The sequence below is a fragment of the Stenotrophomonas sp. YJH_SMC_127 genome (assembly GCF_059372445.1).
In genome coordinates this window covers 70891-90197 of the sequence record NZ_JCAFVO010000009.1, presented here as the reverse complement: position 1 = coordinate 90197, position 19307 = coordinate 70891, and the positions used below count along the sequence as shown (strand labels likewise).

Annotated in this window: 19 protein-coding genes; 12 read left to right on the top strand and 7 right to left on the bottom strand. The window is 68.0% G+C overall.

Translation table 11 applies throughout. From position 1 onward, the window contains the following. Nucleotides 1-78 precede the first annotated feature (78 nt). Together polA and AC5QAB_RS17685 are read left to right on the top strand one after the other, a co-directional pair. Nucleotides 79-2853: a DNA polymerase I gene (gene polA / locus AC5QAB_RS17690; RefSeq protein WP_197556641.1), complete on the top strand. Its 2775-nt coding sequence runs from the start codon at nt 79-81 to the stop codon at nt 2851-2853. A gap of 366 nt (nt 2854-3219) precedes the next feature. Next, nucleotides 3220-3699: a DUF421 domain-containing protein gene (locus AC5QAB_RS17685; RefSeq protein WP_014648862.1), complete on the top strand. Its 480-nt coding sequence runs from the start codon at nt 3220-3222 to the stop codon at nt 3697-3699. Between the two features lie 44 nt (nt 3700-3743). Here AC5QAB_RS17685 and AC5QAB_RS17680 read toward each other — a convergent pair whose 3' ends face one another. From AC5QAB_RS17680 to AC5QAB_RS17650, 7 genes are all read right to left on the bottom strand, one after another. Continuing rightward, a complete protein-coding gene (locus tag AC5QAB_RS17680; RefSeq protein WP_197561283.1) occupies nt 3744-5264 on the bottom strand; it encodes a hypothetical protein in 1521 nt (506 codons plus the stop codon). Nucleotides 5265-5360: 96 nt separating this feature from the next. After that, complete coding sequence (hemF, locus tag AC5QAB_RS17675) at nt 5361-6257, bottom strand: oxygen-dependent coproporphyrinogen oxidase (RefSeq protein ID WP_032960638.1); 897 nt, start codon at nt 6255-6257, stop codon at nt 5361-5363. A 53-nt stretch (nt 6258-6310) separates the two neighbouring features. Continuing rightward, complete coding sequence (locus AC5QAB_RS17670; protein ID WP_197561284.1) at nt 6311-7924, bottom strand: hypothetical protein; 1614 nt, start codon at nt 7922-7924, stop codon at nt 6311-6313. A gap of 37 nt (nt 7925-7961) precedes the next feature. Beyond that, nucleotides 7962-9074 carry a hypothetical protein gene (locus AC5QAB_RS17665; RefSeq protein ID WP_197561285.1) on the bottom strand — a complete coding sequence of 371 codons (1113 nt, stop codon included), beginning with the start codon at nt 9072-9074 and terminating at the stop codon, nt 7962-7964. Between the two features lie 34 nt (nt 9075-9108). Further along, complete coding sequence (locus AC5QAB_RS17660) at nt 9109-9669, bottom strand: hypothetical protein (protein WP_197561286.1); 561 nt, start codon at nt 9667-9669, stop codon at nt 9109-9111. A 30-nt stretch (nt 9670-9699) separates the two neighbouring features. Further along, a complete protein-coding gene (locus AC5QAB_RS17655) occupies nt 9700-10119 on the bottom strand; it encodes an NUDIX hydrolase (RefSeq protein WP_014648856.1) in 420 nt (139 codons plus the stop codon). Next, on the bottom strand, nt 10116-12485 hold the full coding sequence (locus AC5QAB_RS17650) for a S9 family peptidase (RefSeq protein ID WP_495233528.1): 2370 nt from the start codon (nt 12483-12485) through the stop codon (nt 10116-10118). Before AC5QAB_RS17650 ends, AC5QAB_RS17655 begins: the two co-directional genes overlap by 4 nt. A 161-nt stretch (nt 12486-12646) precedes the next feature. On the opposite strand from AC5QAB_RS17650, the gene AC5QAB_RS17645 reads away from it, so the two are divergent. From AC5QAB_RS17645 to AC5QAB_RS17600, 10 genes are all read left to right on the top strand, one after another. Next, a complete protein-coding gene (locus AC5QAB_RS17645; RefSeq protein ID WP_014648854.1) occupies nt 12647-13099 on the top strand; it encodes a hypothetical protein in 453 nt (150 codons plus the stop codon). Between the two features lie 70 nt (nt 13100-13169). Then, entirely contained in the window at nt 13170-13499 is a 330-nt protein-coding gene (locus AC5QAB_RS17640) for a hypothetical protein (protein ID WP_005414880.1), read from the top strand. A 37-nt stretch (nt 13500-13536) separates the two neighbouring features. Continuing rightward, nucleotides 13537-14190, top strand: a complete 654-nt coding sequence (locus AC5QAB_RS17635) for an RNA polymerase sigma factor (protein WP_495233527.1) — start codon at nt 13537-13539, stop codon at nt 14188-14190. Then, on the top strand, nt 14187-14402 hold the full coding sequence (locus tag AC5QAB_RS17630) for a hypothetical protein (RefSeq protein WP_197561712.1): 216 nt from the start codon (nt 14187-14189) through the stop codon (nt 14400-14402). Before AC5QAB_RS17635 ends, AC5QAB_RS17630 begins: the two co-directional genes overlap by 4 nt. Before the next feature lie 213 nt (nt 14403-14615). Beyond that, entirely contained in the window at nt 14616-16013 is a 1398-nt protein-coding gene (locus AC5QAB_RS17625) for a cytochrome ubiquinol oxidase subunit I (RefSeq protein ID WP_049404030.1), read from the top strand. A gap of 1 nt (nt 16014) precedes the next feature. After that, a complete protein-coding gene (gene cydB / locus AC5QAB_RS17620; RefSeq protein WP_032960627.1) occupies nt 16015-17028 on the top strand; it encodes a cytochrome d ubiquinol oxidase subunit II in 1014 nt (337 codons plus the stop codon). 217 nt (nt 17029-17245) lie between these two features. Next, on the top strand, nt 17246-17989 hold the full coding sequence (locus AC5QAB_RS17615; protein WP_164167070.1) for a beta-ketoacyl synthase chain length factor: 744 nt from the start codon (nt 17246-17248) through the stop codon (nt 17987-17989). Beyond that, nucleotides 17982-18779, top strand: a complete 798-nt coding sequence (locus tag AC5QAB_RS17610; RefSeq protein ID WP_495233526.1) for a lysophospholipid acyltransferase family protein — start codon at nt 17982-17984, stop codon at nt 18777-18779. Before AC5QAB_RS17615 ends, AC5QAB_RS17610 begins: the two co-directional genes overlap by 8 nt. Beyond that, entirely contained in the window at nt 18766-19023 is a 258-nt protein-coding gene (locus AC5QAB_RS17605; protein WP_005411610.1) for a phosphopantetheine-binding protein, read from the top strand. The genes AC5QAB_RS17610 and AC5QAB_RS17605 overlap by 14 nt, the downstream gene beginning before the upstream one ends. 17 nt (nt 19024-19040) lie before the next feature. Beyond that, the gene (locus tag AC5QAB_RS17600) at nt 19041-19298 is read left to right on the top strand and encodes an acyl carrier protein (protein WP_005411609.1); all 258 of its coding nucleotides are present in this window, start codon (nt 19041-19043) and stop codon (nt 19296-19298) included. Nucleotides 19299-19307: the final 9 nt, after the last annotated feature.

Here is a 19307-nt window from a genome sequence, read left to right as displayed (position 1 = left end):
AAAGAGCCCTGATTATGCCCCATCGCGGTGTACGGGCCGTGTCGCCGCGGTGCAGGCACGGGCGCGTAGAATCGGCACATGAGCAGATTAGTCCTGATCGACGGGTCCAGTTACCTGTACCGCGCGTTCCACGCGCTGCCGCCCCTGTCCAATGCACAGGGTGAACCCACCGGCGCGCTGTTCGGCGTGGTCAACATGCTGCGTTCGACACTGAAGGAGCGCCCGGCCTACGTCGCGTTCGTGGTCGACGCGCCGGGCAAGACCTTCCGTGACGACCTGTACGACCAGTACAAGGCCAACCGCCCGCCGATGCCCGATGAGCTGCGCAGCCAGGTCGAGCCGATGTGCCGCATCGTCGAAGCGCTGGGCATCAGCATCCTGCGCATCCCCGGCGTGGAAGCCGACGATGTGATCGGCACGCTGGCCCTTCAGGGCCTGGCGCAGGACCTGAAGGTGACCATTTCCACCGGCGACAAGGACTTCGCCCAGCTGGTGCGCCCGGGCATCGAGCTGGTCAACACCATGACCGGCAGCCGCATGGATTCGGATGCGGCGGTGATGGAGAAGTTCGGCGTGCGCGCCGACCAGATCATCGACCTGCTGGCGCTGATGGGCGACGCGGTCGACAACGTGCCGGGCGTGGAGAAGTGCGGGCCGAAGACCGCCGCCAAGTGGCTGGCCGAGTACCAGCACCTGGACGGCGTGATGGCGGCCGCGCCGGCCATGAAGGGGAAGATCGGCGAGAACCTGCGTGCCGCACTGGAGCGGCTGCCGCTGAACCGCGAGCTGGTGACCATCCGTACCGACGTGCAGCTGGACGCCAGCCCGACCACGCTGGCCCTGCGCGAGCAGGATGTGCCGGAGCTGACCGAGCTGTATACGCGCTATGGCTTCACCCAGGCGCTGAAGGAGCTGGGCGCGCCGGTGCCGGCACCGGTGGCCGCCAGCGAGGCGACCCCGAGCCTGCGTGGCACCGCCGCTGGCTTCGCCCGTCGCAGCGGCGAGGCGCCCGCCGCCGGCACGCTGGATCCGGCACTGTCCGCGCCGGGTGAGTACGAGACCGTGCTGACCGCCGAGCAGCTGCAGGCCTGGGTCGAACGCCTGCAGCAGGCCGAACTGATCAGCTTCGATACCGAGACCGATGCGCTGGACGCGATGCGCGCGCGCCTGGTGGGCATCAGCCTGGCCGTCGAGCCGGGCAGGGCGGCGTACATTCCGGTCGGCCACGATTACCCGGGTGCGCCGGCCCAGCTGCCCATGCAGCAGGTGCTGGACGCACTGCGCCCGGCGCTGCAGGACCCGGCGAAGAAGAAGCTGGGCCAGCATGGCAAGTACGACCTGCATGTGCTGCGCCGCCACGGCGTGGCGGTGCAGGGCTACCACGACGACACCATGCTCGAGAGCTTCGTGCTCAATTCCACCGCCACCCGCCACGACATGGATTCGCTGGCGCTGCGTTACCTGGGCTACAGCACCATCAAGTTCGAGGACGTGGCCGGCAAGGGCGCCAAGCAGATCCCGTTCTCGCAGGTGGGCATCGACGAAGCCAGCCGCTACGCCGCCGAGGACGCCGACATCACCCTGCGCCTGCACCACGCATTGCAGCCGCAGCTGCTGGCCGAGCCGGCGCTGGACAGCGTGTACCGCAACATCGAGATGCCGCTGGTGCCGGTGCTGGCCAGCATTGAAGCCAATGGCGTGCGGATCGACACCGACGAACTGCGCCGGCAGAGCCAGGACCTGTCCTCGCGCATGCTGGCCGCGCAGCAGAAGGCCACCGAGCTGGCCGGCCGCAGCTTCAACCTGGATTCGCCCAAGCAGCTGCAGGCGGTGCTGTTCGACGAGCTGAAGCTGCCGGCGGTGGTGAAGACCCCGAAGGGCCAGCCCAGCACCAATGAAGAGGCGCTGGAGGCGATTGCCGACCAGCATGAGTTGCCGCGGGTGATCCTGGACTACCGCGGGTTGGCCAAGCTGCGCAGCACCTACACCGACAAGCTGCCGGAGATGGTCAACCCGGACACCGGCCGGGTGCATACCAGCTACCACCAGTCCGGTGCCGCCACCGGCCGCCTGTCCTCGTCGGACCCGAACCTGCAGAACATCCCGATCCGCACCGAGGACGGCCGCCGCATCCGCCGCGCGTTCATCGCCCCGGAAGGCTTCCAGCTGCTGGCGGCCGACTATTCGCAGATCGAACTGCGGATCATGGCCCACCTGTCCGAGGACCCGGGCCTGGTGCGTGCCTTCGAGCAGGGCGCCGACGTACACCGTGCCACCGCCGCCGAGGTGTTCGGGCGCACGCTGGAGGAGGTGACCCCGAACGAGCGTCGTGCCGCCAAGGCCATCAACTTCGGCCTGATGTACGGCATGAGCGCCTTCGGCCTGGCCCGCAACCTGGGCATCGACCGTGGCCAGGCGCAGGACTACGTGGCGCTGTACTTCAGCCGCTACCCGGGCGTGCGCGACTTCATGGAGCGGATGCGCCAGCAGGCCCGTGACCAGGGCTACGTGGAAACCCTGTTCGGCCGTCGCCTGTACCTGAACGACATCCACGCCCGCAACCAGGGCCTGCGTGCCGGTGCTGAACGCGCGGCGATCAACGCGCCGATGCAGGGCACTGCCGCCGACATCATCAAGCGCGCGATGGTGGATGTGGACCAGTGGCTGCGTGACAGCGGGGCGCCGGCACGGATGATCCTGCAGGTGCACGATGAACTGGTGTTCGAAACCGAAAGCAGTTTCGTCGAGGACCTGCGTTTGCAGGTGGTGGAGCGCATGTCGCAAGCGGCCAAACTGCGGGTGCCACTGGTGGTCGACACGGGCGTCGGCAACAACTGGGACGAAGCGCACTGACGGTGTTTCAGGCCGAAAACGACGTGAATTTGTTCATGAGTCGGGTGTTTCTGACTCGACCATGAATGTTGCCCCTATTGAAATTCATTAAATGGGGCCCCTTCACGAACCGTTAGTGTTCGAAGTGCTTCTATAACTCCCGACAGGCGCAACGCCTGTTGTGGATCTCTCCCATCCCCTGGAGCAGATCTCGGAACGGGGACTCCTCCCCAAGTGCCCGTTCCCCGGCCCCGTTGACCTCCCCCTGGTCAGCGGGGCTTTTTATTTGCGCCTACGGAACACATTGGGGTCAGATCCCTTTGCCCGCCGGGCAAAGGGATCTGACCCCAGGTGCTAGGCTGGGCCACCGTTCTGCAGGGGAAGACCATGCCCGATCTGTTCGCCCTGGCCATGCCGTGGTGGGAATTCATCCTGCGCGCGGTGGTGGTCTATGTGGTGGTGCTGGGCATGGTCCGGCTGGGCGGCAAGCGGGCTCTGGGGCAGATCACGCCCTTCGACGTGCTGCTGATCGTGCTGCTGGGCAACGCGGTGCAGAACGCGCTGCTGGGCACCGACACCTCGCTGGGCGGTGGCCTGCTGCTGGCGGCCACCCTGATCGTGCTGAACTACGGGGTGGGCTGGTTGACCACCCGGAATCGGCGCATGGAGCGGATGATCGAAGGAGAGCCCACCGTGATCGCGCGTGATGGCCGGCTGTTGGAGGGCGTTCTCCGCCGCGAACTGATCAGCCGGGCCGATTTCGATGCCGCGCTGCGCCAACAGGGCGGCCTGCGGATCGAGGACGTGCAGATCGCCCTGCTGGAGACGACCGGGCACATCACGATCATCGCGCGGAAGAGCACCTGACCTCGTAGCGCCGGGCCCATGCCCGGCTCAACAGGTGCCTGGCCTCAGGGAGCGGCTTCAGCCTTCAGCGCCGGCCAGTTGCGCGTCGCGTCCACATCGCAGGCGACGTGGGTGCCCTTGCCGTCCTTCGCGCAGATCGCAGCCATCGCCTGCGGAATCTTCGGATCCGCGGTATGTGCATACACCGCGGCCATTGCCAGGCAACCTTCGCGCACACCCGCGCTGCACAGCGTCTGGAAGTAGGACCGCGATGCGGCCCATTGTTCGTTTTTGAACAGTGCCTCGCCGGCAACCTTGCAGCCCAGCAGCTTGCCATCGGTGCAGCAGGCCTTGGCGCCGTCCTTGCGGTCCAGGGTCGGGCAGTCCAGCGGCAGGGGGATCTCCACGAAGGCCACCGGCGGTGCGCAGCTGGCATTGCCTGAGCCCGGCTTGCGCTCGTAGTAGGCGAAGCGGTTGCCGCCGTCGACGCTGGCCAGGTTTCCGTTCTTCAGCGGCTGCAGTACGAAGTCGCTGCCGACGTCGCGATGGATGAGGATGCGCCCGTCCTGCAGGCTCGCGCGCAGGCGCTGGTCGCGGCCCCCGGCTTCCACCAGGCCACCATCGAGGAAGCGCAGCTGCGAGAGCACGCCGTACTCCGCTTCATAGCTCCCACAGGGCAGCGCGGAAGCCGGCACCGGGGCCAGTGCAGCGGCCGGTACCGAGGCCAGTCGGGCAAGCGCCTCGGCGCGGCCGCAGGCCACGCCCTCCGCGCGCTGGGCGCACGACAGCTGCAGCGCCTCATGGGCCTGCAACAGGCGCCCACCACTCCACAGCGCCTCGGCAACGTCGGCGCAGAACGCCTCGCCGTGCTGCTGCCGGCACAGTGCGGCCAGTTCATCGAGCTGTGCGGTCGGCAAGACAGGGTCGTTCGAATGCTGCAGGCCGAGCACGGCCTTGCCCATCATCTCGGCGCCGACCACCTCGGCGATCGCCCTGCAGCCCTCGGCATTGAACGACGCCGAATCCTCCTTGCAGATCTCCGGCATTGGCGGCTCGGAACGTGAAGGCGCCGGCGCTGCGTCCTTGGCCTGCCGCTGGTAGGTCTCCAGCAGCTGCATGCAGGCCGCGCCCACGCCTTCGGCGCACCAGGCATGCAGCTTCAGCGGTTCGGCTTCCGGCAACGCCTCCAGGCACTCGGAGGTGTTCATTACGCAGCCGCCCTCGATGGGCTCCGGCATCGTCTTGCAGGCGGCGGTGTGCTCGCGGGTGAATTCGCGATAGGGGGTGCTGATCGTGCGATCGTTGTCCGAGAAGTACCAGTTTTCCAGGCGGCCGGTGGACAGGTTGCCGGTGCCGAGCACGTCCTCCTGGCGGGCGATGCGCAGCTGCTCGGTGGCTTGGTAGGGGCCGGACAGGAAACCATGGCCTTCACTTTCGATGGTCAGCGTGGTGTTGCCGTCGACGTCCTTGTAGGTGCCGCAGGCCATCGATTGCGCGGCGGCCGGCAGGCTGGCCGAGGCCAATGCAAGCAACAGCAGGGAGCGCCAGCCCGCGGCGCGGGGGCGGAAGGTAACAGCAGCAGGCATGGGGTCATCCTTGAAGGAGGCAGTGCAGGGCCTGTCCGGCGCGGGGCGCACCACAGGCGTAAGAAGGCGCCACGGATCAGGCGTGGCGCCGGACGATCAGAGCCAGTCGCGTGGCACCAGGTAGTCGGCCAGGCGCGCCTCGGCGCTGCCCGCTTCCGGGGTGAAGCCGTACTCCCAGCGCACCCGCGGCGGCAGGCTCATCAGGATGCTTTCGCTGCGGCCACCGCTCTGCAGCCCGAACAGGGTGCCGCGGTCGTAGACCAGGTTGAACTCCACGTAGCGGCCGCGGCGGTACAGCTGGAACTCGCGTTCGCGCTCGCCATATGCGGCGTCCTTGCGCTGCTGCACGATCGGCAGGTAGGCGTCGAGGAAGCCATCACCGACCGCACGCAGATAAGCGAAATCGCGCTCGAAATCGCCGTGCAGGTCATCGAAGAACAGGCCGCCGACGCCGCGCGTTTCATTGCGGTGGCGCAGGAAGAAGTATTCATCGCACCAGCGCTTGTGCGCGGCATAGCGCTCGTCGCCGAACGGCGTGCACAGGTTGCGTGCGACCCGGTGCCAATGCTGCACGTCCTCGTCGAACGGGTAGAACGGAGTCAGGTCGAAGCCGCCGCCGAACCAGCTGGCCACCACTTCGCCGTCGCGCTGCGCCTGGAAGAAGCGCACGTTGGCATGGGTGGTCGGCACGTAGGGATTGAGCGGGTGGAACACCAGCGACACGCCGGTGGCGCGCCAGGAGGCGCCGGCCAGTTCCGGGCGGTTGGCCGAGGCCGACGGCGGCAGGCGGCTGCCGGCCACATCGGAGAAGCCGATGCCGGCCTGCTCGAACACCGCGCCGTCGCGCAGCACGCGGGTACGCCCGCCACCGCCCTCGGCCCGCTGCCACAGGTCTTCCTGGAAGCGGGCCTGGCCATCGACGGCCTCGATCGCCGCACAGATGCGGTCCTGCAGGTCGGTGAGGTAGGTGCGCACGCGCTCGAATTCGTTCATGGCGCTACTTTACCGCAGGGCCCGCCCGAAGCTGCGGGCATGCCTTGGCCGGCTCATCGCTTGCGGTTGGAAGCGCGCGGCGCCGGAGTGTCCTCGGCCGTCGCTTCGTCCACCGCCTCCTGCAGGACACGGCCCAGCTCCAGGGCGCTCCAGTTTCCGGTGTCCAGCACGTCGCAGGCGACGTGGCGCCCGCTGCGGTCGGCGGCACACAGCCGCTCCAGCGTCGCATGGGCGTCGATGTCGCTGCTGCGGCCCTGCGCTGCGACCAGGTTTTCGCAGCCCTCGCGCACGCCGGCACGGCACACGGTGGTGTAGTGCTCTGCCGCCTGCCGCCACTGGCCGGACAGCGCAAGACGGTTGCCAAGAATGTTGCAGCCCTGCAGCTTACCCTGCGCGCAGCAGGCTTCGGCACCGCCGCTGGCCAGCGCCTGCGGGCAGTCCTGAGGCAGCGGCAGCACCGTGTAGTGTTTCGGCGGGCTGCAGGTGCTCGCGCCCTCGCCGGTCGGCACGAACACCTGGAAGCGTGTCCACGTGTCCAGGCCCAGCAGCTGGCCCCCGGGCAACGGCCGCAGCACGAAGTCGCCGCCCTTGTCGTGGCGGATGCGGATGTCGCCGTCTTCGACACGAGCACGCAGTTGGCTGTCCCAGCCGATGCCGACCCGTCCTGCATCGCCGAAGTCCAGCGTATCCATCAGGCCACCTGCGGCGCGGAAGGTGCCGCAGGGCAGCGCCGTAGCCGGCTGCGGCCGCAACGAGGCGCCCAGCGCCTGCAATGCAGGCAGGCGCTCGCAGGCGGCGCTTTCCTTACCGGGCGCGCACGCTGTGGTCAGTGCCTGCACCGCCTGCAAGGGGTCGCCGGATTCCCACGAGAGCTCGGCCACGCGGCTGCAGAAGCCGCCATGGCCGACCTGCTGGCACAACTGCAACAGCTGCTGGCGCTGCGCGGCCGGCACCACCACCGGCGTGGAGGGTGACAGCACGGAGCTCACGGCTTCGACCATCGCCGCACCCATCGCGGCCTTGACGATCTGATCCTGCAGCGCCGGATCCGCTTCCAGCGCCGCTGCACAGGCCGGTGTCTCGTTGCTGAAGCCGCCATTCCGGCACGGCACAGGCAGTTCGATGCCGGCCAGTGCGGTATCGAGGATGGCCTGTTGCTGCGCCTCATCCGGCGTGGCCGGCGCCCTGGCCTCGTCATGCCAGCGATCGGCCAGCTGCAGGCACATGCCGGGCACGCCTTCCCGGCACCCTGCTTCCAGCGCGGCCGGGGGCGCTTCACGGCGGTTGTCCAGGCACGCCGCCGCATCGGCCAGGCAGCTGCCTTCAGCCGGCCTGGCTGCGGCGGCGCACTGTGCGGGGGCCTGCAGGATGTAGACCGTGCCATCCACCTCGACCGTGCGGCCACGATCGCGCACCTGCAAGGCGCTGGGCAGGCCGTACTCCAGGTTCACCAGTTGCAGCTTTCCGTCGATCTGCTGGAACGCGACCGGAGACGGCGCACTGCCGAAGTGCTTCTGCTCGCCGCGGTTCGGTGAGCTGATGCGCAGCGTGCTGCTGCCTTCGTCGGCCTTGAACAGGCCGCATTGCGGTGACTGTGCGGCGGCCATCGGCGCGGCCAGCAGCAGCGCCCAGGCCAGCCAGCGGCGGCGCGGTGCGGGTGAATGCATGTCGTCTCCTTGACGATCGAACGGGAAACTCCAGGCGCTACGGCGAATCACGGCCCTCGCGCGGGGGCGTGCATTGTGCCGTGCCGGGCACCGGCTGGTAGCGCTGGTAACCGGTCTGCGTATCCATGCCAAGCAGGTCGCCGTTGCCCAGCTGGCGCAGGACAAGGGTTTCGCCGTCCTGCTGAAGGTGGATGGCGCCGTCATCCAGTCGGCCGCGCGTGCCATCGCCGAAGTCGAGCCTGTCGATCGCGCCGCCATCGGCCTGATAGCGGCCACAGGGCACTTGCTGGAGAGGCACGAGGCGTAGATCGGTGCCGAGTTCACGCAATGGCGCAATACGTTCGCAGGCACTGGCGCGCCCAGCATCGCAGACCACCTGCAGCGCCTGCACGGCCAGCGCGGGTTCCAGCGCGATCAACTGCTGCTCGGCAACCTCGGTACAGAAGCGACCACCACGGTGTTGCAGGCACAGCTGCTGCAGACGATCACGTGCAGCGCCCGGAAGCGGCGAATCCAGCGCGTCTTCGTCTACCTGTTGCAGACGTTCGCCCAATTGCTGCATGGCGGCAGCCAGCGCATCACTGGTTTGCGTCTCGCAGGCCTCCGGATCATGCCCAGGTGTGGGTTCGCGGCAGATGCCCGGGCGCTCGAAGCGGGCCGGGCCGGTGTCATTGGCTACTGCTGCGCTGTTCTCGCGCAGTTGTCGCAGCAGCGTCGAGCAGCCTGCGCCAACGCCTTCATTGCACGCGCGCAGGGCCTGGCCGGGTGAGGCCGTGGGCAGCTGCGCGATGCAGTGGCTGCCGGCGGCGCGACAGCTGCCGTCCATCACGCTGGGTTCGATGGCGCAGGCGCGGGAGTGGCTCAGCGTGTAGGTCACCACGTCGTCCTCGATGCGGTGCCCATCGGCGCTGATCCGGATCGGTTGCGCCACTCCATCGTCGAGCATGACCAACCGGGTCTGCGCCGCACTGCGATCGACCCATAGTGGCTCCCGTTCACGGATGTCGTTGTGGCGGTAGCCGCTGCTGGGGGTGGTGAACACGAGCGCCGTGCCGCCATCGGCGCTGCGGTATTCGCCACACTGCAACGCGTCGACGCTGGCAGGCAGCGCGGCGAACAGCAGTGCGGGAAGAAGCATCAGCAAGCGCATGCGACAGTCCTTGTCGAACGGGGATCGGTAGAGCTCAGCGGAAGCGCGAGCGCACATCCGGCCGCAGCAGGCGCCAGGCCAGCCAGCCCTGCAGGCCGAGAAGCACGAACGACATGCCGACCACGGTCAGCGTGATCAGCCAGCGTTTCAGCTGCAGCTCCTGCAGCAGGGCCGGGTCATCGGCCAGCAGCGGAATGAAGTCGCCCATGAACAGGTCCAGCCACCAGGCGGCCGCGAAGTTGGTCAGGCCACTCAGCAGCAGCAGTACCACGAAGCTCCACAGGCCCCAGCGCCGTTCGCGCAGCAGGCCCCAGCTGGATACGGTCGAGGCCAGGCACAACAGCGCGACGACCATCGATGCGGCTACCGGGTGCGCCAGCAGCCAGATCAGGCTGTGCAGCTGCTGGTGCTGCACTTCGCTTTCCACCAGGCGCCACAGCGCGAGGTTGTGCAACGGCCACAGCACCAGTCCCTGCAGCACGAAGTAGATTGTCAGCACCAGTGACAGCCAGAACGAGGCCTGTGCGACAGGACGCACCCAAGCGTGATAGGCCGGGGAAGGCAGCGAGGGGATCGACGGGATCGACATTGACATCCGATGTCCTTGCAGTCGGCGCCCGCCTGCTCAGCGGGCCGTCACCCGGGTGGCGACCGCCGGCAGGATATGGTGTTCGCTCAAGGGTGCCAAGGGCAGGCCATGCGGTGGTTGCAGCGGCACCCAGGCCAGTTCGGCAATTTCGGCGCACGCCTGTGGCGTACCGTCCACCTGCACCCACCAGGCCTGGGCCTGCACGCGGTGGCCGGGCTCGTTCACTGCCCAGTCCTCGAACGTGCCCAGTGCGATGGCGGCACCGGTGCACAGCTGCACGCCCAGTTCCTCGTGCAGTTCGCGGGCCAGCGCCTGCAGCGGTGCTTCGCCGGGTTCGGGCTTGCCACCGGGCTGGATGAAGCGGCGGGCACCGTGCTTGCGCACCAGCAGCGCCCGGCCGCGGTCATCCAGGATGACCGCGGCCACGATCCGGATCGTGGCCGCGGCGTTGCTCACTTCAGGTTCTGCTCGAACAGCTTGAGGATGCGCTTGTACTGGTCCAGCCAGGAATCGGCACGCACGTAGCCGTGGCGTTCCAGCGGGTACGGTGCGATCGACCAGTTGTCCTTGTGCAGTTCGATCAGGCGCTGGGTCAGGTTCACCGAGTCCTGGAAGAACACGTTGTCATCCATCATGCCGTGGGCGATCAGCAGGTTGTCCTGCAGGTTCTGCGCGTACTCGATCGGCGAGGACACGCGGTACGCCTCCGGATCGATGTCCGGGGTGTTGAGGATGTTGCTGGTGTAGCCGTGGTTGTAGTTGTGCCAGTCGACCACCGGGCGCAGCGCGGCGCCGGCCTTGAACGTGCCCGGCGAACGGAACAGCGCCATGAAGGTCATGAAGCCGCCGTAGGAGCCGCCGTAGATGCCGGCGTGGTCACGGTCGCCCTGCTGGGTGTCGACCAGCCAGTCCAGGCCGTCCTTGTAGTCTTCCAGTTCCGGGTGGCCCATGTTGCGGTAGATGGCCGTGCGCCAGTCGCGGCCGTAGCCCTCGCTGCCGCGGTAGTCCATGTCCAGCACGATGTAGCCCTTCTGCACCAGCAGGTTGTGGAACATCTGCTCGCGGAAGTAGGCCGGGTAGCGCTGGTGCACGTTCTGCAGGTAGCCGGCGCCGTGCACGAACATCACGATCGGGTACTTCTTCCCCGGTTCCTTGTTTTCCGGCTCGTAGTACTTGGCCCAGACCACGCCGGCACCGTGCCTGGACGGTACCGCGACCAGCTTCGGCTGGATCCACTGGCGTGCCTTGTAGTCGGCGGTGCGGGTGTCGGTCAGCACGCGTGCCTGGCCGCCGGTGCTGGGCAGCACCGCCAGCTGCGGCGGCAGGTAGGCACCGGAGTAACGCACCAGCAGCTGCTGGCCATCCGGCGACAGCGAGAAGTCTTCCACGCCGTTGAGGCTGGTCAGCTCGCGCACCTGGCGGTTGCCGGTGTCGACCGCGCAGACTTCGTAGTCATGCGGCGCCTGCTGGTTGCACAGGAAATAGAAGCCCTTGCCATCGGCCGACGGCACCGGTGCCGAGGTTTCCCACTTGCCGCTGGTCAGCGCCTGCGGCTTGGCGGTGCCGGCCTGGGTGTACAGGTGCGAGAAGCCCGATTCCTCGGACAGCAGCCACAGCGTGCGGCCATCGGCCATCCAGCCGAAATCGTTGAAGCCCCAGTTGATCCAGGCGTTGTCGGTCAGGCGGTGGCGGTTCTGCACGCGACCGTCGGCGGCGTTGACGCTGATGATCCAGCGGTCCTTGTTGTCGTTGGCACGCAGCATCACCGCGGCCTGCTGGCCGTCGGCGCTCCAGCGGATGCCGCCGCCCATGAAGTCGCTCATCACCTGCACGCTGCGCTCGCCCTTCAGCGCATCCTTGCCGGCCTTGCGGCGCAGCTCGGCCAGCGGGTCGGTGCTGATGCCCGGCAGGCTGGACAGCGAGACTTTCTCGGCCTTGCCGGTGCGCACGTCCACGTACCACAGGGTGTGTGGCTCGAAGCCGTTGCGGCCGACGCGGGTGCGGGTGTCCTCGGTTTCCTCGTAGCCCGATTCGGTCACGTACAGCGGCATCTTGCTGGTGCGGCCGTCGTCGAAGTCCTTCGGCTTGGTCACCACGATCAGGTGGGTCAGGTCCGGCGACAGCACGCTGTCACCGATCTCGACGTCGGCGCCCAGGTACACCGGGCCCGGTGCGCGGGTCGGGTCGGCCTGGCGCCAGCGCTGGTCCTGGTCCTTCAATGCCTCGCGCTGCTCGCGGTCGCGGCGCAGGGTTTCCAGCGTGCGCAGCTGCTGGTCGCGCAGCACGTCGGCCTTCGGCGGCGTACGCGGGTCCTTCTCGGCCTTCAGGTTGGCCACCTGCTGCACGCCGCTGGCGGCGGTCCAGTGGAACCAGTTCTGGCCGACGCGCCAGATCACGCCGTTGTCGGCGGCAAAGTTCACGTTGCCCGCGCGCTCGTTGCTGCGGGTGAGCTGGGTCAGCGCGCCGCTGCGCAGGTCGCGCACGAACACATCGCCATTGCGCACGAAGGCGCTGCGGCTGCGGCTGCGGTCGTAGACCGGCTCGGCCACGTCCAGGGTGCCGCGCTGGTCATCGGCCACCTGCGCGGCCACGCCACCGGCTACCGGCTGGCGGAAGGTATCGCGTACCGGGCTGCCGTTGCGCTTGAGCTGGTACTCCACCTGCTGGCTGTTCCACGACCACCAGGCCTTCTCGACCGGCGGACCGATCCAGTCCGGGTCGGCCATGGCCTGTTCGATGGTGATCGGCGTCGGCGCGGCATGCGCAGCCGGTGCGGCCAGCACGGCCGACAGCAGGAAGGACAGGGGCAGCACTCGGGACATGGGCGGACGGCACCAGTAGAGGAAACCGGGCAAGCGTAGCAGCCGCACGGGCCCGGGGCAGGGGCCACAGGTCATGGCAGCGGAATCGGCAAAATGGCCCCCTCCAGGTCGCTGCGACGGCGTGTGCGGCATGATGGCCATTCCGTTCGGATGGAACCGATATGTACTGCTACGACTACAGGATCTCGCTGCGCGTGCAGCACCCAACAGAGGCCGGCGCCGGGATTGCCGCCCGGTTGGATCTGGAACCGGCGTTTTCCCGAGACGTCGGAACCGGATACCGGGATCGCGACGGCAGCCTGATCAGCGGGCATGCGGAGACCCGCGTGGTGTTCGTACTGGAGAGGGGCAAGGACGGCTGGCTGATGGATGCCTGGCCGGCGTTGGTCGATCTCCTGCGGGCACGCGCCGATGTGATCGGGGAACTGCTGCAGGAGGGGGCTTCGATCGGCGTGCGTGTCGGCATCTTTGGAAAGACCGCATGGGCGGGCTTTGTGCTGGATCAGCAGTTGCTGCGACTGTTGGCGGACCTGCAGCTGGGTTTCCAGGTGGAGACCTATTTCCCGGACCCGGCGGACACGCCCGGCGCCAGCGACGAGGTGGCAGGCAGCTAGTGCAACCGGTTGCCGTGGTCGCGCATCCATTCTCCTGAACCCGCATCATCCATCGAACAGGAGCCCGACCATGCAGGAACTGATCCCGATCACCCTCTTCATCTGCATCGCCTACGCGATCCATGCCATTGCCGATGCGCGCGCGCGCAGCAAGCTGGTGGCCCCGCACGTGCCGGAGGAAGTGATCCGCTCGCTGGCCGTGCTGGAAGAAGAGCGGCGCCGCCAAGGGGCGTTGCGCTGGGGCATCAGCCTGGTCTGCCTGGCCCTGGCCATGGCCCTGCTGGAGGCCATCGGTGCGCGTGACCTGACCTTCGGTGCCGCTGCCGCGCTGGTCGGCAGTGCCGGCCTGGGCCAGCTGCTGGCCTGGCACTTCACCCGTCCTGCCGCACGCAAGGGCTGAGCCGGCGCATGCCACGGGCACAGGGGGCGCCCCGCGCATGAGCCTGCTCGGCGAAGCGCTGTCGGCACTGCGGGGCCGTCGCCGCGAGGATACGGCGGCGACGGCGGCTCCCGCCAAAGCGCTGGACGCGGACCAGGCCCTGGTGCGGGCCATCATCGATGGCTCGCAGTCGGCCTTCGCGCAACTGGTTGAAGCCCATCAGCGCACCTGCGCGCATGTGATCGGACGCATGGTGGGCGACCGCGACCAGGTGGCTGACCTGCTGCAGGAAACCTTCCTGGCCGTGTTCCGCCAGCTGCACCGGTTCCGCTTTGAATCTTCGTTGCGTACCTGGGTTTCGCGGGTGGCCTACACCACTGCACTACAGCACCTGCGCCGGCGGCGGCTGGAGGCGCAATGGATGGTGGCGGTGGAGGTGCCGGAGGAACTGGGGATCGGCGATGAAGGCCCCGGGCCCGCCGAGTTGAGCGAGGCGCTGCAGGCCGGGCGCCAGCTCGGCGCGGCACTGGAACGGCTGAGCGCGCCGCAGCGCCTGATCGTCGGCCTGCATTACCTGGAGGATTTTGATCTGGTCGAGATCGAGCAGGTGACCGGACTGGCACGCGGTACCATCAAGAGCCACCTGCACCGCGCGCGCCAGGTCCTGAAGCAGGAACTGACGCGGCATGCCACTGCCGGAGAGCTGCTGTGAACCCACCCACCGATCCTCGCGATGCGGAAGCGCGCGTGCTGGCACAGGCGTTGCGCGAGCAGGCGCAGCAGGAAGCAACGCCGGATGTGAGCGAGGCGCTGCAGAAGCGCATTGCCGCTGAGTCGCGCGACAGTGGCGTGGGCTATGTGCTGGTGCAGGTGCTGTTGTTTGGCGCGCTGCTGGCTGCAGCGGGCTGGTATTTCTGGCACTGAGGCACCCTCCGGGCGGTGGGCCGTTCCAGTCGCCGTTGGTAGGTGCCGACCTGGGTCGGCGGTTGGGCGTGTGTGCCAACCAAGGCTGGCAGCTACCAGAACGGTTGACCCCTGCGACAAAGTGAAGCAGCGCGTCACCCGGTCGCATCCCACCTTAACGAAATCCTCCTAAAGTGGTCCGGTATCCCACCGGTCGCAGGCAGGAGGCGTCCCTTGGACGCGTTGTTGTTGTCCCGGATCCAGTTCGGATTCGTCATCAGTTTCCACGTGCTGTTCCCGGCCTTCACCATCGGCACGGCCAGCTGGCTGGCCTTCATCGAATGGCGCTGGCTGCGCACGAAGTTGCCCGTGTGGCGCGAGCTGTATTTCTTCTGGCAGAAGATCTTCGCGGTGTCGTTCGGCATGGGCGTGGTCAGCGGCATCGTCATGGCCTTCCAGTTCGGCACCAACTGGCCGCGGCTGAGCGAGGTGGCCGGTACGGTCATCGGCCCGCTGCTGACCTACGAGGTGCTGACCGCGTTCTTCCTGGAAGCCAGCTTCCTCGGCGTGATGATGTTCGGCTGGGGCCGGGTCTCGCCGCGCCTGCATTTCCTGTCCACCTGCATGGTGGCGCTGGGCACGTTGTTCTCCACGTTCTGGATCCTGTCGTCCAACAGCTGGCTGCATACGCCTGCCGGCTACGAGATGGTCAACGGCATCGTGCATCCGGTGGACTGGTGGCAGGTGGTGTTCAACCCCTCGTTCCCGTACCGCCTGGCGCACATGGCGCTGGGCTCGTTCATCACCACCTGTTTCGTGATTGGTGGCGTCGGTGCGTGGTACCTGCGCAGGGGCACGCACGTGGAAGCGGGGCGGCGAATGCTGATCGCGGCGGTGGCGTTCGCCGCACTGACCGTGCCGGTGCAGATCTTCGTCGGCGACATGCATGGCCTGAACACGCTCAAGCACCAGCCGATGAAGATCGCGGCGATGGAAGCGCACTGGCATGAAACCGAGGAAGGCGAGGGCGTGCCGCTGGTGGTGTTCGCGCTGCCCAATGAAAAGGAAGAGCGCAACGATTTCGAAGTGGCCATCCCGAAGCTGGGCAGCGTGATCCTCACCCACAGCCTGGACGGCACCTTCGACCCGCTGACCTCGGTACCGGCCAGCGAGCGGCCGCCGGTGACGCCGGTGTTCTTCGCCTTCCGCATCATGGTCGGGCTGGGCACGCTGATGCTGCTGTTGGCCTGGGTGTCAGCGTTCCAGCTGTGGCGCAGGAAGCTGCTGGATTCACCGTGGCTGCTGCGCGGATGGAACTGGATGCTGCCGAGTGGCTTCATCGCGCTGCTGTCCGGTTGGTTCGTCACCGAGATGGGGCGCCAGCCGTGGGTGGTGTACGGCGTGCTGCGCACCGCTGATGCGGTTGGCCCGCAGAGCGCGTGGATGACGGCGTTGTCGCTGGGCGTGTACGTGGTTGGCTACGCCTTCGTGTTCGGCTGGGGCATCTGGTACCTGGTGAAGATCCTGCGCCACGGACCGCGTCCGCACGATGATGGGCCGTCGCTGGACCACGGCAGCCACACCCCGGCACGCCCGCTGTCGGCGGCCGACGAACCGCTGGAGGAGCGCTGACATGGACCTGATGACCTGGCTGCCGGTGGCGTGGTTCGCGGTGATCGGCTTCGGCGTGCTGATGTACGTGGTGCTGGACGGCTTCGTGCTCGGTATCGGCATCCTGGCCCCGTTCGCCGAGGACGAGGAGCAGCTGGACCTGATGATGAACACCGCCGCGCCGATCTGGGACGGCAACGAGACCTGGCTGGTACTGGGCGGCGCCGGGCTGCTGGCGGCGTTCCCGAAAGCCTATGCGGTGCTGTTGTCGGCGCTGTACCTGCCGGTGCTGCTGCTGGTGGTGGCGCTGGTGTTCCGCGGCGTGGCGTTCGAGTTCCGCTTCAAGGCACATCGTTCGCGCCGCCTGTGGAGCGTGGGGTTCGGCCTGGGTTCGCTGCTGGCCACCTTCGCCCAGGGCGTGATCCTGGGCACGCTGGTGCAGGGCATCCCGCTGGTGGACGGTGCCTACCAGGGCGGCGCGTTCGCCTGGTTCAGCCCGTTCGCGATGCTGACCGGTGCCGCGCTGGTGGCCGGCTATGCGCTGCTGGGCAGCACCTGGCTGATCCTGAAGACGGAAGGACGCGTGCAGGCGCTGGCGCGGCAGATGACCCGCCCGCTGGTGGTGGCGGTGATCGCGGCGATGGGCCTGGTGAGCAGCTGGCTGCCGTTCCTCGATTCGCGGTTGATGGACCGCTGGTTCAGCGACGGCAACTTCTGGTGGCTGTCGCCGGTCCCGCTGCTGACCCTGGCGGTGGCGGCCGCGCTGTGGCGCAGCGCGACCCATCCGCGCCGCGACCTGCCGCCGTTCCTGCTCAGCCTGGCCCTGTTCGTGCTCGGCTTCCTTGGCCTGGTGCTGGGCATGTGGCCCTACCTGCTGCCGCCGTCGATGACCCTGTGGCAGGCCGCCGCGCCGGCCTCCTCGCTGGGCTTCACCCTGGTCGGGCTGGTCATTCTGCTGCCGGTCATCCTCGGCTACACGGCGTGGTCATACCGGGTGTTCCGCGGCAAGGTGCACGCCGACACCGGTTACCACTGATCGTTTGAATGCGGGGCCGGCCGGTGCCGGCCCCCGCGTTCGGGAATGTGAAACCTGCACACCCCGCGCAGGACGTGCTAGCGTGCGCTCCTTTCCGGCGGCCAGGGGGGCAGCCGGCGACGTCCTGGACGGACGCACGGCTGCAGGAATGGGGGGCCGCCGCGCGTCGCCGTAATGGCTCGTGCCTATCGTTCTCCCGTTGAAGCACCATCGCTAAATGATCGAATTCTCCATCGTCGACTGGGCCGCCTGGGCGCCCGGCCTGAGCGAGCGTAGCCAGTGGCTGGGCTGGGCCGATGCGCCGTATCCGCCGCAGGGCGAAGACACGCCGGCGTTGGCCGAGATCCCGGCGATGCAGCGCCGCCGCATCGAGCGGCTGGGCCGGATGGCGATCCAGGCTGCCTGCTGGTGCGAGGACGGGCAGGGCGCTGACAGCCGGGTGCCGCTGGTGTTCGCCAGCCGCCACGGCGACGTGGCCCGTTCGATGGACCTGCTGGGGGCGCTGGCCAGCGATCAGCCCCTGTCCCCCACCGGGTTCGGCCTGTCGGTGCACAACGCGATCGCGGCACTGTACTCGATCGCCCGCGGCCACCGCGGCAACTACCTGGCGCTGGCCGCCGGCCAGGCCACGGTCGAGACCGCCTGCCTGGAGGCCGCCGGGCTGCTGGCCGATGGTGCCCGCGAAGTGCGGGTGGTGGTCTATGAGTCGCCGCTTCCTGAAATTTACGCGACGTTTGCCGACGAACCCGACCCGTTCTTTGCCTGGTGCTGGCGTTTGACCGCGCCGACAGCGGGCCAGCCGACGCTCTCGCTGCAATGGGAGGCGGCGCCGGAGGCCACCGCCACCGCCCCGGGCACGCTGCCGCACGCGCTGGACCTGCACCGCTTCCTGCTGTCTGGCGCGCCGGCGCTGGAGCATGTGGCCCACGGCCAGCGCTGGCGCTGGGGACGCCGTGGCTGAGGCGCTGCGCCGCCTCGATCATGCCTGGCGGGTGTTCGGCACCGGCCTGAGCTTCGCCGCATTTGGCGTGGGCGGCCTGCTGCTGGGCGTGCTGGTGATGCCGGTGCTGCTGCTGATGCGCGACCCGGTGGTCCGCCGCCGCCGGGCCCGCCGCGTGGTCCAGGTCGCCTTTGCCAGCCACCTGCGCCTGATGCGTGCGCTGGGGGTGATGACCTACCAGATCGAGGGCGGGGAACGCCTGCAGCGCGACGGTTTGCTGGTTCTGGCCAATCACCCGACCCTGATCGACGTGGTCTGCCTGATTTCGCTGCTGCCCAACGCCGATTGCGTGGTGAAGCGGGCCGTGGCCTGCAACCCGTTCATGCGCGGCCCGGTGCGGGCGGCCGGCTACATCGCCAACGATGACGGGGCCGGCCTGGTCGACGACTGCGTAGCGGCGGTGCATGCCGGCGGTACCCTGGTGATCTTCCCGGAGGGCACCCGCAGCGTGCCGGGCCAACCGCCGCGGCTGCAGCGCGGGGCCGCCAACATCGCCGTCCGCGGCCGGCTGGACATCACCCCGGTACGGATCACCTGCACCCCGCCCACGTTGACCAAGGGACAGAAGTGGTATCGTGTCCCCTCACGTCGCTTTCACGTTCGGCTGCAGATCGGCGAAGATATCCCGATCGCGCCCTTCCTGGCCGATGACGACTCGCCAAGGGGGGATGCCTTGGCAGCACGCCGCGTCACCGAGCACCTTTCTCGTTATTTCGACCTGTCTGGAGATCCGTCCCGTGCAAGCACTTGAGCACGAGATCAAGGAATTGATCATTTCCTCCCTTTCGCTGGAGGACATCACGCCGGAGGACATCGATCCGACCGCGCCGCTGTTCGTCGAGGGCCTCGGCCTGGATTCGATCGACGCGCTGGAACTGGGCCTGGCGCTGCAGAAGAAGTACGGTGTCAGCCTCTCGGCCGATTCGGAAGAAACCCGTCGCCATTTCTCCAGCGTGCGCGCGCTCGGCGAGTTCGTCGCCGCCCGCCAGTCGTAACGGCGCCAGGAATTGCCATGACCAAGAATGAACTGTTCGAACGCATCGTCAGCATCCTGACCGACAGCTTCGAGATCGAAACCGCCCGGATCACCCCCGAGGCCCGCCTGTACGACGACCTGGACATCGACAGCATCGATGCGGTCGACCTGATCGTGCAGCTCAAGCCGCTGCTCGGCCGCAATCTGCAGCCGGAAGCGTTCAAGGCCGTGCGCACCGTGCAGGACATCGTCGATGTCGTGCATGGACTGCTGCCGGACCAGGCAGCCGCCTGACCGCAGCGC

What these genes read in the sequence shown, in the direction of transcription:
- polA (WP_197556641.1), top strand. Translation starts at nt 79, where the DNA reads ATGAGCAGATTAGTCCTGATCGACGGGTCCAGTTACCTGTACCGCGCG.
- AC5QAB_RS17685 (WP_014648862.1), top strand. Translation starts at nt 3,220, where the DNA reads ATGCCCGATCTGTTCGCCCTGGCCATGCCGTGGTGGGAATTCATCCTG.
- AC5QAB_RS17680 (WP_197561283.1), bottom strand. Translation starts at nt 5,264, where the DNA reads ATGCCTGCTGCTGTTACCTTCCGCCCCCGCGCCGCGGGCTGGCGCTCC.
- hemF (WP_032960638.1), bottom strand. Translation starts at nt 6,257, where the DNA reads ATGAACGAATTCGAGCGCGTGCGCACCTACCTCACCGACCTGCAGGAC.
- AC5QAB_RS17670 (WP_197561284.1), bottom strand. Translation starts at nt 7,924, where the DNA reads ATGCATTCACCCGCACCGCGCCGCCGCTGGCTGGCCTGGGCGCTGCTG.
- AC5QAB_RS17665 (WP_197561285.1), bottom strand. Translation starts at nt 9,074, where the DNA reads ATGCGCTTGCTGATGCTTCTTCCCGCACTGCTGTTCGCCGCGCTGCCT.
- AC5QAB_RS17660 (WP_197561286.1), bottom strand. Translation starts at nt 9,669, where the DNA reads ATGTCAATGTCGATCCCGTCGATCCCCTCGCTGCCTTCCCCGGCCTAT.
- AC5QAB_RS17650 (WP_495233528.1), bottom strand. Translation starts at nt 12,485, where the DNA reads ATGTCCCGAGTGCTGCCCCTGTCCTTCCTGCTGTCGGCCGTGCTGGCC.
- AC5QAB_RS17645 (WP_014648854.1), top strand. Translation starts at nt 12,647, where the DNA reads ATGTACTGCTACGACTACAGGATCTCGCTGCGCGTGCAGCACCCAACA.
- AC5QAB_RS17640 (WP_005414880.1), top strand. Translation starts at nt 13,170, where the DNA reads ATGCAGGAACTGATCCCGATCACCCTCTTCATCTGCATCGCCTACGCG.
- AC5QAB_RS17635 (WP_495233527.1), top strand. Translation starts at nt 13,537, where the DNA reads ATGAGCCTGCTCGGCGAAGCGCTGTCGGCACTGCGGGGCCGTCGCCGC.
- cydB (WP_032960627.1), top strand. Translation starts at nt 16,015, where the DNA reads ATGGACCTGATGACCTGGCTGCCGGTGGCGTGGTTCGCGGTGATCGGC.
- AC5QAB_RS17615 (WP_164167070.1), top strand. Translation starts at nt 17,246, where the DNA reads ATGATCGAATTCTCCATCGTCGACTGGGCCGCCTGGGCGCCCGGCCTG.
- AC5QAB_RS17600 (WP_005411609.1), top strand. Translation starts at nt 19,041, where the DNA reads ATGACCAAGAATGAACTGTTCGAACGCATCGTCAGCATCCTGACCGAC.